At 59.6% G+C, this 14,023-nt stretch carries 14 protein-coding genes; all 14 read left to right on the top strand.

Annotated elements, in window-relative coordinates; genetic code table 11:
• The first annotated feature begins 69 nt into the window (after window positions 1-69).
• The 14 genes from glgB to atpC all read left to right on the top strand — a co-directional run bounded on the left by glgB (window position 70) and on the right by atpC (window position 13,850).
• Window positions 70-2,280: a 1,4-alpha-glucan branching protein GlgB gene (gene glgB / locus CGS49_RS06205; protein ID WP_097801012.1), complete on the top strand. Its 2,211-nt coding sequence runs from the start codon at window positions 70-72 to the stop codon at window positions 2,278-2,280.
• Window positions 2,281-2,379: 99 nt separating this feature from the next.
• On the top strand, window positions 2,380-3,573 hold the full coding sequence (locus CGS49_RS06200; protein ID WP_097801011.1) for a glucose-1-phosphate adenylyltransferase: 1,194 nt from the start codon (window positions 2,380-2,382) through the stop codon (window positions 3,571-3,573).
• Window positions 3,567-4,694, top strand: a complete 1,128-nt coding sequence (gene glgD, locus CGS49_RS06195) for a glucose-1-phosphate adenylyltransferase subunit GlgD (RefSeq protein WP_097801010.1) — start codon at window positions 3,567-3,569, stop codon at window positions 4,692-4,694. Before CGS49_RS06200 ends, glgD begins: the two co-directional genes overlap by 7 nt.
• 151 nt (window positions 4,695-4,845) lie before the next feature.
• Window positions 4,846-6,264 carry a glycogen synthase gene (locus CGS49_RS06190; RefSeq protein WP_097801009.1) on the top strand — a complete coding sequence of 473 codons (1,419 nt, stop codon included), beginning with the start codon at window positions 4,846-4,848 and terminating at the stop codon, window positions 6,262-6,264.
• Window positions 6,265-6,580: 316 nt separating this feature from the next.
• A complete protein-coding gene (locus CGS49_RS06185) occupies window positions 6,581-6,841 on the top strand; it encodes an AtpZ/AtpI family protein (protein WP_097801008.1) in 261 nt (86 codons plus the stop codon).
• A gap of 18 nt (window positions 6,842-6,859) precedes the next feature.
• Complete coding sequence (locus CGS49_RS06180) at window positions 6,860-7,360, top strand: ATP synthase subunit I (protein ID WP_097801007.1); 501 nt, start codon at window positions 6,860-6,862, stop codon at window positions 7,358-7,360.
• Between the two features lie 3 nt (window positions 7,361-7,363).
• Window positions 7,364-8,107: a F0F1 ATP synthase subunit A gene (locus tag CGS49_RS06175; protein ID WP_097801006.1), complete on the top strand. Its 744-nt coding sequence runs from the start codon at window positions 7,364-7,366 to the stop codon at window positions 8,105-8,107.
• A 51-nt stretch (window positions 8,108-8,158) separates the two neighbouring features.
• Window positions 8,159-8,440 (top strand): ATP synthase F0 subunit C, encoded by a 282-nt coding sequence (gene atpE / locus CGS49_RS06170; protein ID WP_097801005.1) that lies wholly within the window; start codon window positions 8,159-8,161, stop codon window positions 8,438-8,440.
• Window positions 8,441-8,478: 38 nt separating this feature from the next.
• The gene (gene atpF / locus CGS49_RS06165) at window positions 8,479-8,985 is read left to right on the top strand and encodes a F0F1 ATP synthase subunit B (protein ID WP_097801004.1); all 507 of its coding nucleotides are present in this window, start codon (window positions 8,479-8,481) and stop codon (window positions 8,983-8,985) included.
• The gene (gene atpH / locus CGS49_RS06160; RefSeq protein WP_097801003.1) at window positions 8,982-9,521 is read left to right on the top strand and encodes an ATP synthase F1 subunit delta; all 540 of its coding nucleotides are present in this window, start codon (window positions 8,982-8,984) and stop codon (window positions 9,519-9,521) included. Before atpF ends, atpH begins: the two co-directional genes overlap by 4 nt.
• 124 nt (window positions 9,522-9,645) lie before the next feature.
• Window positions 9,646-11,166 carry a F0F1 ATP synthase subunit alpha gene (atpA, locus tag CGS49_RS06155; protein WP_097801002.1) on the top strand — a complete coding sequence of 507 codons (1,521 nt, stop codon included), beginning with the start codon at window positions 9,646-9,648 and terminating at the stop codon, window positions 11,164-11,166.
• Window positions 11,167-11,183: 17 nt separating this feature from the next.
• On the top strand, window positions 11,184-12,032 hold the full coding sequence (gene atpG, locus CGS49_RS06150) for an ATP synthase F1 subunit gamma (RefSeq protein ID WP_097801001.1): 849 nt from the start codon (window positions 11,184-11,186) through the stop codon (window positions 12,030-12,032).
• A gap of 21 nt (window positions 12,033-12,053) precedes the next feature.
• Complete coding sequence (gene atpD, locus CGS49_RS06145; RefSeq protein WP_097801000.1) at window positions 12,054-13,448, top strand: F0F1 ATP synthase subunit beta; 1,395 nt, start codon at window positions 12,054-12,056, stop codon at window positions 13,446-13,448.
• A 3-nt stretch (window positions 13,449-13,451) separates the two neighbouring features.
• Entirely contained in the window at window positions 13,452-13,850 is a 399-nt protein-coding gene (atpC, locus tag CGS49_RS06140) for an ATP synthase F1 subunit epsilon (protein WP_097800999.1), read from the top strand.
• The last annotated feature ends 173 nt before the right edge of the window (window positions 13,851-14,023 follow it).

Genomic DNA, 14,023 nt, shown 5'->3' with positions numbered 1-14,023 from the left:
AATTCTTTAATATAAAAGGGTAAAAAGCTACAGGTGCGCGGTTTGCACCTGTACGGGGAGGAGCAGTCTATGAAACCGACTGAAGAAAAGATCCAGAGCAATGCATCGGACCTGCCGGTGTATCTGTTCAAGCAGGGCAATAACTGTGAAGCGTATCGTTACTTCGGTGCGCACATGGAAACGCGCGCGGGCGAGGCCGGTGTCGTGTTCCGGGTGTGGGCTCCGCACGCTGTGGCCATCAGCGTGGTGGGCGACTTCAACAGCTGGAAGCCGGGCAGCCACCCGATGCGCAAGGTGGATGGCGATTCCGTGTGGGAATTGTTCATCCCCGGCATGAAGGAATATGACGTTTATAAATACTGCGTGACCACCCGCGCGGGCGACCTGGTCTACAAGGCCGACCCCTATGCGTTCCACGCAGAGACCCGCCCGTCCAACGGCAGCAAGGTCTATGATATCTCGGGCTTTGCCTGGCACGACGATGCCTGGCAGGCAGCCCAGAAAAAGGCGGACGTGATCAACGGCCCCATGAATATCTACGAGATGCACGTCGGCAGCTGGAAGATGAAGGAGGGCAATGTGCCCTACAACTATTCGGAGCTGGCGGATGAGCTCATCCCGTACATCAAGGATATGGGCTACACCCACGTGGAGCTGCTGCCGGTGATGGAATATCCCTTCGACGGCAGCTGGGGCTACCAGGTCACCGGCTATTTTGCACCCACCAGCCGCTACGGCACCCCGAAGGACCTGATGGCCTTTGTGGATAAGCTGCATGCCGCCGGCATCGGCGTCATCATGGACTGGGTGCCCGCCCACTTCCCGAAGGACCAGTTCGGTCTGTACAACTTCGACGGTGAGCCCTGCTATGAGGACCCGAACCCCAAGCGCGGCGAGCACAAGGAGTGGGGCACTATGGTGTTCGACTTCGGCCGCAGCGAGGTGCAGAGCTTCCTGATCTCCAGCGCGCTGTACTGGCTGGAGCAGTACCACATCGACGGTCTGCGCGTGGACGCTGTGGCCTCCATGCTGTATCTGGACTATAACCGCAAGCAGGGCGAGTGGGAGCCCAACAAGGACGGCGGCAAGGAAAACCTGGAGGCCGTCGCCTTCCTGCGCAAGCTGAACAACACCGTGCTGGGCCGTCACCCGCACAAGTACATGATCGCGGAGGAATCCACCGCGTGGCCTATGGTCACAAAGCCCGCTTCGGACGGCGGCCTGGGCTTCAACTTCAAGTGGAACATGGGCTGGATGAACGACATGCTCAGCTACATGAAGACCGACCCGCTGTTCCGCGCGGGCAACCACAACAAGGTGACCTTCAGCTTCTTCTATGCATTCAGCGAGAACTTTGTGCTGCCCATCAGCCACGACGAAGTGGTGCACGGCAAGGGCAGCCTGATCAACAAGATGCCCGGCGAGTACGAAGCAAAGTTTGCCAACCTGCGCACCTTCTTCGGCTACATGATGGCGCACCCCGGCAAGAAGCTGCTGTTCATGGGCCAGGAGTTCGGCCAGTTCGCCGAGTGGAACGAGGCAAAGCCGCTGGACTGGATGCTGCTGGGCTACGACAAGCACACCGAGCTGAAGAATTACGTCAAGACCCTGAACGCCTTCTACAAAGAGCACCCCGCCTTCTGGCAGGTGGACTACAGCTGGGAAGGCTTCCAGTGGATCGTGCCGGATGACTCGCAGCAGAGCGTCATCGCCTTCCTGCGCAAGGATGCTTCCGGCAAGCAGATCCTTGTGGTGTGCAACTTCAACCCCGTCCTGCGCGAGGGCTACACCCTGGGCGCACCGGTGGCCGGTGCCTACAAGGAAGTGCTGAACAGCGACGACGAGGAGTTTGGCGGCTCCGGCGCAGTGCATAACAAGAGCGTGCGCACCCACAAAAAGCCGCTGCACGGCTTTGAGCAGAGCATCACCATCACCCTGCCGCCCATGAGCACCCTGTACTTCGAGGTGCCCACCAAGCGCACCCGCAAGGCCGCGGCGGATAAGGCCGAAAAGCCGGTGAAGAAGACCGCAGCCAAAAAGACCGCCAAGGCAGCCGAAGCCGAAAAGGCCGTGAAGAAGACGACCCGCAAGGCAAAGGCCGAACCGGAAGCGGCTGCTGAAAAACCGGTGAAGAAGACCACCCGCAAGGCGAAAGCCGAGGCCGAACCTGCAGCCGAAGCGCCGAAGAAGCGCGGCCGCAAGCCCAAGGCCGAGGCGGAGACCAAGGCGGAAAAGGCAGCCGCAAAGCGCACCCGCAAACCGAAGGAGCCGAAGGAATAACTCCGGCACCCCGGACGACCCGCAACCGCACATGTTGACGCTCATTTCCGCAAAAAATCAAAACGCGGAAATGTTAATGTTAAAGGGGAGAATAAAGCTATGGCAAAAGAAATTGTGGCAATGATCCTTGCCGGTGGACGTGGCTCGCGTTTGTACGCGCTGACACAGAAAACGGCAAAACCCGCAGTGTCCTTCGGCGGTAAGTACCGCATCGTGGACTTCCCGCTGTCCAACTGCGTGAACTCCAACATCGACACCGTCGGTATCGCGACCCAGTATCAGCCCCAGAAGCTGAACGAGTACATCGGCAACGGCCAGCCCTGGGATCTGGACCGTCTGCACGGCGGCGTGCACACCCTGCCGCCGTATGAGCAGGCAAAGGGCACCGACTGGTACAAGGGCACGGCAAACGCCATCTACCAGAACATCGGTTTCATCGACAGCTACGATCCCGAGTATGTCATCATCCTGTCCGGTGACCAGATCTGCAAGCAGGACTACGCCGACTTCCTGCGCTTCCACAAGGAGAAGGGCGCAGAGTTCTCTGTGGCCGTCATGGAAGTGGATTGGAAGGAAGCTTCCCGCTTCGGCCTGATGGTGGCCGACGAGAACGACCGCATCACCGAGTTCCAGGAGAAGCCCCCGGTGCCCAAGTCCAACCTGGCATCCATGGGCATCTACATCTTCAACTGGGATGTGCTGAAGAAGTACCTGGAAGAAGACGAAGCAGACCCCAACTCCAAGAACGATTTTGGCATGAACATCATCCCCGCGCTGCTGCGCGACGGCCGCAAGATGTACGCCTACCGCTTTGCCGGCTACTGGCGTGACGTGGGCACTATCGACAGCCTGTGGGAAGCCAACATGGAAGTGCTGGACCCCGAGAACTCCGGCATTGATATCTTCGACAAGAAGTGGAAGATCTACAGCCGCAACCCCGTTCTGCCCCCGCAGAAGATCGGCCCCCGTGCCGTCGTGCAGGATTCCCTCGTCACGGAAGGCTGCAAGATCTACGGCAACGTGCATCACTCGGTGCTGAGCGCAGGCGTTGTTGTGGAAGAAGGCGCTACCGTTGAGGATGCCGTGCTGATGGACGGCGTCGTCGTCAAGGCAGGCGCGGTCGTCAAGCGCTGCATCCTGGCGGAGGATGTTGTGGTCGGTGCAGGTGCCAAGATCGGCGGCGAGGGTGCCATTGCCCATGTGGGTACTGGCCTGACCGTGGGCGCAGGTGCCATCGTCAAGGAAGGCGCCAAAGTGTTTGAATCCGTCAAGGAGGGTATGGAAGTATGCTGAGCCAGAACACCAATGCGTTGGGTATTATTTTCCCCAACAGTTATGATAATACCGTTCCCGAGCTGGTGACCGAGCGCGCAATGGCTTCGATCCCCTTTGCAGGCCGTTACCGCATGGTGGACTTCGTTCTGTCCAGCATGGCAAACTGCGGCATCTCCAATGTTTCCATCGTGGTGCGCAAGAACTACCACTCCTTGATGGATCATCTGGGCACCGGCCGTGAGTGGGATATGGCCCGCCGTCACGGCGGCCTGAACATCGTGCCTCCTTTTGCAGAAAAAGGCGTGCGCATCTATTCCGGCCGTGTGGAAGCACTGGGCTCCATCCTGAACTTCCTGGAGAACCAGAAGGAGAAGTATGTGGTCATGAGCGATGCCAACATCGCCCTGAACTACGACTTCAACGCCCTGCTGGCTGCCCATCAGGCAAGCGGTGCAGACGTGACCATCGCTTACCAGAAGACCGAGATCCCCGAGGGCCGCAAGAACGACAACTACACCCTGACCGTCGATGCCGACGGCCGCGTGACCGAGCTGCTGTTCAACGATTACCGCCCCGGCGTGCAGAACCTGGACCTGAACATCTACGTGCTGGAGCGCGAGACCCTGATCAAGCTGGTCAAGGACGCCACCGCCCGCGGCCTGATCTACTTCGAGCGCGACATCCTGGCCCACAACGTCAACATCCTGAACATCCATGCGCTGGAGTACACCGGCTATGTGGCCCATGTCTGCGACATGAAAAGCTACTTCGATGAGAACCTCAAGCTCACCGATGACGAGAACCTGGAGAAGCTGTTCCCGAAGAACAGCCCCGTCTACACCAAGATCCGCGACGATAACCCCACCCGTTATGTCACCGGCTCCAAGGTCACCGATTCCATCGTGGCCGACGGCTGCATGATCGAGGGCACTGTGGAGAACTGCGTGCTGTTCCGCGGCGTCAAGATCAAGAAGGGCGCTGTGGTCAAGAACTGCGTGCTCATGCAGGACACTGTCATTGAGCCCGACGCAGCACTGGACTGCGTGGTCACCGACAAGAACGTGAAGATCACCGCCGGCAAGAAGCTGTCCGGCACCGAGAGCTTCCCGGTCTACGTCCAGAAGAACCACACCGTCTGATCGTTGTTATCCAATAGGGGCGGCTTCCTCCCCGGTGGCCCCTCATAAGAGGGGCGGGGGCGTTTGTGCCCCCGCCCGCTCTTTTTCTCGTGCCGCTGGCAGCAGCGGTGGGGAGCGCGAGACACGATCAATTCATGGAAGGAGCGATCCTATGAGAATCCTGTATGCTGCTTCGGAAGCCAATCCCTTTGCAAAGTCCGGCGGTCTGGCCGACGTTGCGGGCGCACTGCCCAAGGCACTGGTCAAGGACGGCGTGGATGCCCGCGTCATCATGCCCCTGTACGGCGACCTGAAGCACCGTGAAATGCTGGAGTACGTCACCAACTATTCCGTCCCCGTGGGCTGGCGCAGCCAGTACTGCGGCCTGTTCAAGGCCGAGGTGGACGGCGTGACCTACTACTTCCTCGACAACGAGTATTACTTCAAGCGCCGCGGCCTCTACGGCTTCTACGATGACGGCGAGCGCTTCGCCTTCTTCTCCCGCGCCGTTTTAGAGACCCTGTTCTACATCGACTTCACCCCGGACATCATCAACTGCAACGACTGGCAGACCGCTCTGGTGCCCGTGTACCTGAACCTGTACTACCGCCACCTGGATAAGTTCAACCGCATCAAGACCATCTTCACCATCCACAACATCGCTTATCAGGGCAAGTACGGCACCGACATTCTGGAAGACACCTGCGGCATCGGCCGCCGCGACCAGCACATCGTGGAGTACGATGGCTGCGCCAACTTCATGAAGGGTGCCTTCGAGACCGCCGACAAGATCACCACCGTCAGCCCCACCTACGCACAGGAGATCCTCGACCCGTGGTTCAGCTACGGTCTGGACGCTTTGCTGCGCGAGAAGCAGTACAAGCTGTGCGGCATCCTGAACGGCATCGACATGGACGCCAACGACCCGGCCACCGATAAGCACATCCCCGCCAACTACGACATCAACACCTTTGAAGTCGGCAAGGCAAAGTGCAAGGAGGCCCTGCAGGATAAGTTTGGCCTGAACAAGGACGGCAGCCCCGTCTTTGGCATGGTCAGCCGCATGGTGGGCATGAAGGGCTTTGACCTGGTACAGAGCATTGCTGACGGTCTGGTGGACCGCGGCATTGAGCTGGTCATTCTGGGCAGCGGCGAGGGCCAGTACGAGAACTTCTTCTCCGACCTGTGCGCACGCCACCCGGGCCGTGTGGGCACCTACATCGGCTTTGAGCCGACCCTCTCGCAGGAGATTTACGCAGGTGCCGATGCCTTCATCATGCCGTCCAAGAGTGAGCCCTGCGGCCTGGCCCAGATGGTGGCCTGCCGCTACGGCACGCCGCCCATCGTGCGTGAGACCGGCGGCCTGCGTGACTCCATCCACGACAGCACCATGGGTGAGGGCAACGGCTTTACCTTTGCAGGTTACAATGCCCACGAGCTGTACATGGCCTGCTGCAACGCACAGGATGCCTACAACGACAAGGAGAACTGGAAGAACCTCGTGCACCACTGCATGGAGTGTGACTTCAGTTGGGATGTCTCCGCCAAGAGCTACGAGGGCCTGTACAACGAGACCGCAAACCTCTGGTAAACCATAATTCCCAAAGCACTTTCAGCCGCCCGGTTCGTTATGAGCCGGGCGGCTTTTTTGCACCCTGCACAACAAATCCATCAAATTTTTGGTATTGATGCGCCCGCTGGCGCACAAACTCCACATGGGGTGGACAATTATGGCGTTAGCATGAACAAACTATGAAATTTTACTAGAAATCAGTGGAAAATTGATTGAAAAAACCACCGGTTTGAATTATACTATCCCTATAAGAAATTTTACCGATGGAAAATCCGAGGCAGAGGACCCCGTTTCCGATGCTTGCCGGGAACACAGCAAAGGGAGGAACGGTGCATTGAAGGGCTGGTATAAGGCGCTGGAAGATATCGTCTGGCTGACCCAGCTGGGCCTGAACATGCTGCTGCCGCTGGTGCTGTGCCTGGGCGGGTGCTGGTGGGCTGTGACCAACTGGGGCTGGCCGGAATGGCTGTTTCTCCCGGCGGTGCTGCTGGGCCTTGCCGCCGGTGCACAGAACTTCTGGGTCTTTTGCAAGGAGCGTCTGGACCGCACGAAAAAGGAAAAAAACGACCGCGTCGGTTTCAATTCGCATCAGTAAAATAACAGGAGGTTCCTTATGAAACTGCAGCCGGAATCCAAAAAGGAGCTCACGCGCATTGCGTGTGGTACGGCGATCTGCACCGCAGTGATGTGGGTGATCTTTGCCGCCCTGCATCTGGTGGGCTGGGCAAAATTTGATTCAACCGTTATTCTTGGCAGCCTCATCGGCTCCGCCGTGGCCATCGGCAATTTTGCCGGCATCTGCTTTGTGGTGCAGAAGGTCATCGACGAGCAGGATGAGAAGCGCCGCAAAGCGACCCTGCAGGCATCCTATAACATCCGCATGCTGCTGCAGGCGCTTTGGGTCGTCATTGCCATTGCGGCACCGTGCTTTCAGCCGTTTGCCGGCGCACTGCCGCTGCTTTTCCCGCGCGTTACGATCTATTACCTGCAAATAACCGGCAAGTACAAGCCTCTTGCCCCGGCCGGGCCTTCGGTGGATGTCTCTGTGGAGGACGACGCCGAGCCTGCACCGGAGCCGGAAGCCGAACCCCGTGACGAAGGGGGTGAAACGTAACAAATGGAACTGAACGGCGCAAAGATCCTGTATACCATCCATACCGACATCCCCTTTCTGGGCGATTTCAAGATCACCCAGACCCTGGTCAGTACCTGGATCGTCATGGCGCTGCTTTCGGGCCTGGCCATCTGGCTGGGGCATGGCCTCAAGCTGGAGAATGTCTCCAAGCGGCAGGCTGCAGCCGAGTTCATCGTGACACGGCTTGACCAGTTCGTGCACGACAACATGGGCTTCCACTTCGATCAGTATATCCCCCTCATCGGCTCGATCTTCGCACTCAGCATCGGGTGCAACCTGATCAGTGTCGTCGGCCTGTGGAGCCCCACCGCCGACCTCAACACCGAAGCGGCCTGGGCCATCGTGGTGTTCGTGCTGATCATGTATTACAAGATCAAGACCAACGGCATCCTTTCTTATCTGAAAGGCCTTTTGGACCCCATCTTCATCATGGCACCCATCAATGTGCTGTCGGAGGTATCCACCCCCGTCAGCATGGCGTTCCGTCACTTTGGCAACATCCTGTCCGGTACGGTCATCTCCACACTGCTGTACTGGGCGCTGGCCGGTCTGAGCCATGTCATCTTTGGCTGGCTGCCGGGCGTTCTGGGCGACATCCAGCTGTTCCAGATCGGCATCCCGGCCTTTACGGGCCTGTATTTCGACTGGTTCGGCGGCTGCATCCAGGCGTTCATCTTCTGTACCCTGACCGCCATCTTCATCAAACGTGCTGCCGGTGAGGAGTAACTCCCCCCGGCATCTCCCAAAACAAACACATCTTTTAGGAGGACAAAACTTATGGTTACGGATTTCCAGTATCTGGCTCGTGGTATCGCTCTGGCAGGCTGCGGCATCGGCGCAGGCTGTGCACTGATCGCAGGTATCGGCCCCGGCATCGGCGAAGGCAACGCAGCAGCAGCTGCCTGTGAGGCCGTCGGCCGTCAGCCCGAGTGCAAGAGCGACGTGACCAGCACCCTGATCCTGGGTGTTGCACTGTCTGAGACCACCGGTATCTACGGCTTCGTCACCGGCCTGCTGCTGATCTTCCTGGCACCGGGCCTGTTCATGAAGCACCTGTAAGCGCAAGCCTTTGAAAATCTGAACGAAAGGAGACGCTTATGGGACTGTACCAGGATTTGATCACACTGGACGGCTGGACCTTTCTGGCCCAGATCTGCAACCTGATGATCCAGATGCTGATCTTCAAAAAGTTCCTGTTGAATCCTATCAAAAAAGTCATCGCAGACCGCAAGGCCAAGGCGGACAGCGAGATCGCCGATGCGCAGAAGCTGCGCACCGAGGCCGAGGCCATGAAGGCGGAGTATGAGCAGAATTTGCAGAATGCCCGCGCCGAGGCCAACCAGATCGTTGCCAATGCCCAGAAGACGGCCACTGCCCGCAGCGAGGAGATCGTGGGCGAAGCCCGCGCCCAGGCTGCTGCCCTGAAGCAGAAGGCCGAAAGCGACATTGCGCAGGAGCGCAAGAAGGCCGTCAACGAGGTCAAGGACGAGATCGGCGGCATCGCCATGGAGATCGCCTCCAAGGTGGTGGAACGCGAGATCAGCGAAAAGGACCACAAGGACCTGATCGACGAATTTATCAAAAATGTGGGTGAAGCATCATGACCGAGATCGCAAGGATGTACGGCGGGAGCCTGTACGACCTGGCTGCGGAGGAAGGACTGGAGACCCGCATTCTGGGTGAGCTGGATGAAGTGGCAGCACTGCTGAAGGCAAACCCGGACTACCTGCATCTGCTCAGCACCCCCAGCATCCCCAAGAAGGAGCGCTGCGGTCTGCTGGATGAAGCCCTGCGGGACAAGGTCCACCTCTATGTGCTGAACTTTCTCAAGATCCTGTGCGAGAAGGGCACCCTGCGGGAGCTGCCCGGCTGCGCACGGGCCTACCGTGTGCGCTACAACGAAGCCCACGGCATTCTGGAAGCAACGGCCACCACGGCGGTGGCTATGACGGAAGCACAGGAAAAGAGCCTGCACGAAAAGCTGGAAAAGCTCACCGGCAAGACCATCGACCTGAAAACAAAGGTCGATGCCAAAGTGCTGGGCGGTATCCGGCTGGACATCGAAGGCACCGAGCTGGACGGCACGGTGCAGAATCGCCTCGCCACCCTGCGCAAGGACATTGCTTCCGTGACGCTTTGAACCCTCTTTACTTGGCTCTCCCCACTGGGAGAGCTGGCTGCGAAGCAGACGGAGAGGGCGAATCAAAACCAATCGAATTTCCACCCGAAATGATTTTTAAGAATTGAGTGGTGAACAAACAAAGATGCAACTGAAACCTGAAGAAATCTCCAAGATCATCCGTGCGCAGATCAAGCATTATGAAAATGCCATCGAGCAGAGCGAGACCGGCACGGTCATCATGGTGGGCGACGGCATCGCCCGCGCCAGTGGTCTGGAAAAGTGCATGGCAGGTGAGCTGCTTCAGTTTGATAACGGCGAATACGGCATGGCCCAGAACCTGGAGGAGAACACCGTCTCCATCGTTCTGCTGGGCTCCGACGCCGGCATCAAGGAAGGCAGCACCGTCAAGCGCACCGGCAAGGTCGTGTCCGTGCCGGTGGGCGATGCCATGATCGGCCGCGTGGTCAACGCGCTGGGCCAGCCCATCGACGGCGCAGGCCCCATCGAGACCACCGAGTTCCGCGCCATTGAGAGCCGCGCGCCCGGCATCATCGACCGCCAGCCGGTCAAGGAACCGCTGCAGACCGGCATCAAGGCCATCGACTCCATGATCCCCATCGGACGCGGCCAGCGTGAGCTGATCATCGGTGACCGCCAGACCGGCAAGACCACCATCGCATCCGATACCATCATCAACCAGAAGGGCAAGGACGTCATCTGCATTTACGTTGCCATCGGCCAGAAGCGCTCCACCGTGGCAAACCTTGTGCAGAGCCTGACCGAAGCCGGTGCCATGAGCTACACCATCGTGGTGTCCGCTACCGCTTCCGAGCTGTCGCCCCTGCAGTATATCGCACCGTACTCCGGCTGCGCCATGGGCGAATATTTCATGCATCAGGGCAAGCATGTCCTGATCATCTACGACGACCTGTCCAAGCACGCGGTCGCTTACCGTGCCCTGTCGCTGCTGATCCGCCGTCCCCCGGGACGTGAGGCTTACCCCGGCGACGTGTTCTATCTGCACTCCCGTCTGCTGGAGCGCGCCGCAAAGCTCTCCAACGAGCTGGGCGGCGGCAGCCTGACGGCTCTGCCCATCATCGAGACGCAGGCGGGCGACGTTTCCGCCTACATCCCGACGAACGTCATTTCCATCACCGATGGTCAGATCTTCCTCGAGACCGAGCTGTTCCACTCCGGCGTCATGCCGGCCGTGAACCCCGGCATCTCGGTGTCCCGCGTCGGCGGCAACGCCCAGATCAAGGCCATGAAGAAGGTGGCCGGTACCCTGAAGCTGATCTACTCCCAGTACCGTGAGCTGCAGAGCTTTGCACAGTTCGGCTCCGATCTGGATGCCGACACCAAGGCCCGCCTGGCTCAGGGTGAGCGCATTGTGGAAGTGCTCAAGCAGAACCGTTCGGCCCCCGTGGCTGTGGAAAAGCAGGTGGCCATCCTGTACGCCACCATTCACGATCACCTTGTGAAGGTCAAGGTGCCGGATGTGGCCGAGTACGAGAAGGGCCTGTATGAGTATCTGGACAACGATGCGGCCGGTGCCGCCGTCATGGAGACCATCCGCACCACCGGCAATCTGGATAAGGACACCGAGGAGCAGCTGAAAAAGGTGCTCACGGCCTATACCGACAGCTTCGTCAAGGCACACTGAGGAAGGAGGCGTAACGCATGGCTGGTTCCATGAAGGACATCAAGCTGCGCATCAAAAGCGTAGAGAGCACCATGCAGATCACCAAGGCAATGGAACTGGTGGCTTCCTCCAAAATGCGCCGCGCCAAAGAGCGGGTCGAGCACAGCCGACCCTACTTTGAAACGCTGCATGAGACGTTGACCAAGATCGCCGCAGCAGACCCCCGCGCCCGCAACCCCTACCTGCGCCGTGACGAGATCAAGCGCACCCTGCTCATCGTCATTGCAGGCGACCGCGGCCTTGCCGGTGGATACAATTCCAACGTGCTCAAGCAGGCCGGGGCCGAAGAAGGCGAAGTGGTGGTGCTGCCCATCGGCAAGCGCTCGGCCGAGTATTTCGTCCACCACGAAGTGCCGCTGTTCACGCAGGAAGTGCTGCTGGCAGCGGAGATCTCGGTGGGCGAATGCTTCCAGCTGTCCCGCCAGATCACCGAAGGCTACCTCAAGGGCGAGTACGATGCGGTGAAAATTTGCTACACCCGGTTCGACTCCATGATGACCCAGACGGCCACCACCATGGAGGTGCTGCCGCTGTCCATCGAGCCCACCGAGCAGCAGAAGGCGGAAGCCCGCCGCAGCCAAATTTTGTACAAGCCCAGCAGCGAGGAAGTATTCAGCGCGATCATCCCGGAGTATGTGGCCGGTATCGTCTACGGTGCCGTGTGCGAGAGCGTGGCCAGTGAGCTGGCCGCCCGCCGCACCGCCATGGACGCCGCCACCAAGAACGCCGGTGAGATGATCGACCATTTGAACCTGTATTATAACCGTGCCCGTCAGGCCGCCATCACGCAGGAGATCACCGAGATCGTGGCCGGCGCGGAGATTTAACAAGATAAGGAGTTGTAGCCTATGTCCGAAAAACATATCGGCAAGGTGCTTCAGGTCATCGGCCCGGTGCTGGACATCCAGTTTGAGGATGGCCAGCTGCCGGAGCTGCTCAACGCCATCGAGATCGACAACCACGGCGAAAAGCTGGTGGTCGAGGTGGCACAGCACACCGGCGATAACGTGGTGCGCTGCATTGCAATGAACAGCACCGATGGTCTGGTGCGCGGCACCGAAGCCGTGGATACCGGCGAACCCATCAAAGTGCCCGTGGGCGACCAGTGCCTGGGCCGCGTGTTCAACCTGCTGGGTGAGCCTGTGGACAACAAGCCTGCCCCGGCCCCGGAGGCCTACTGGCCCATCCACCGCCCTGCTCCCAGCTACGAGGAGCAGCAGTCCACCACCGAAATTCTGGAGACCGGCATCAAGGTCGTGGACCTGATCTGCCCCTACGCCAAGGGCGGCAAGATCGGTCTGTTCGGCGGTGCCGGTGTCGGCAAGACCGTTCTGATCCAGGAGCTCATTTACAACATCGCCACCGAGCACAACGGTTACTCGGTGTTCACCGGCGTTGGTGAGCGCACCCGTGAGGGCAACGACCTCTACGGCGAAATGACCGAGAGCGGCGTTATCAACAAGACTGCTCTGGTCTACGGCCAGATGAACGAGCCCCCAGGAGCACGTATGCGCGTGGCACTGTCTGGCCTGACCATGGCAGAGTATTTCCGCGATGTGAAGAACCAGGACGTGCTGCTGTTCATCGACAACATTTTCCGTTTCACCCAGGCCGGTTCTGAGGTGTCCGCACTGCTGGGCCGTATGCCCTCCGCCGTCGGCTACCAGCCCACGCTGGCCACCGAGATGGGCGCTCTGCAGGAGCGCATCACCTCCACCCGCAAGGGCTCCATTACGTCCGTGCAGGCTGTCTACGTTCCCGCCGACGACCTGACCGACCCGGCCCCCGCCACCACCTTCACCCATCTGGACGCGACCACGGTCCTGAGCCGTGATATCGCTTCGCAGGGCATCTACCCCGCTGTGGACCCGCTGGATTCCACCAGCCGCATCCTCAGCCCGGAGGTCGTGGGTCAGGAGCACTACGAGATCGCCCGCGCCGTGCAGAAGGTGCTGCAGCGCTACAAGGAACTGCAGGACATCATCGCCATCATGGGTATGGACGAGCTGAGCGAGGAAGACAAGCGTACCGTCAGCCGCGCCCGCAAGGTGCAGCGCTTTTTGAGCCAGAGCTTCCACGTGGCAGAGCAGTTCACCGGTATGCCCGGCCAGTATGTGCCGCTCAAGGAGACCCTGCGCGGCTTCAAGATGATCCTGAACGGCGAGTGCGACGACCTGCCCGAGAGCGCCTTCCTGTTCGCGGGCACCATCGACGACGTGTTCGCAAAAGCGAAGAAAGGGTAAACCATGACGACCTTTCATCTGACGGTGGTCACGCCGGACGGCTGCGCCTTTGACGGGCAGGCCGAGCGCATCGTCTGCCGCGCCATTGACGGCGATCTGGCCATCCTTGCCAAACACGGGGATTACTGCACCGCGCTGGGCATGGGCGAAGCCCATATCGTGGATGCCGAGGGCCAGCGCCGCCGCGCCGCCTGCATGGGCGGGCTGCTGAGCGTGCTGGATGGCGAAGTGCGTCTGGTCGCCACCACATGGGAGTGGGCCGAGGAGATCGATCAGGCTCGCGCCGAGGCTTCGAAGAAGCGTGCGGAAGAAATTCTGGCGCAGAAGAACCTCGATAAGCGGGACTACGAGCTGGCACAGGCACGCCTCAAGCGCGCGCTGGTGCGCACCTCTGTCCGTTAAACCCGTATGCAAAAAGGCACCCGCAGCCGGATGGCTGTGGGTGCCTTTTGTTTTGGGTAGCTTGAGCGAGCGACAACCACCAGCTCCGCTGGTGGAATAAAAACGGCTTTAGCCCTAGACAAAGAGAAACCTCCCCGTAGAATAGAGTGTGGGTTTGCCAACCACATTCTAGG

This window comes from Faecalibacterium langellae (genome assembly GCF_002549775.1).
Lineage (GTDB): Bacteria > Bacillota > Clostridia > Oscillospirales > Ruminococcaceae > Faecalibacterium > Faecalibacterium langellae.
This window is presented reverse-complemented; position numbering and strand designations above follow the sequence as displayed.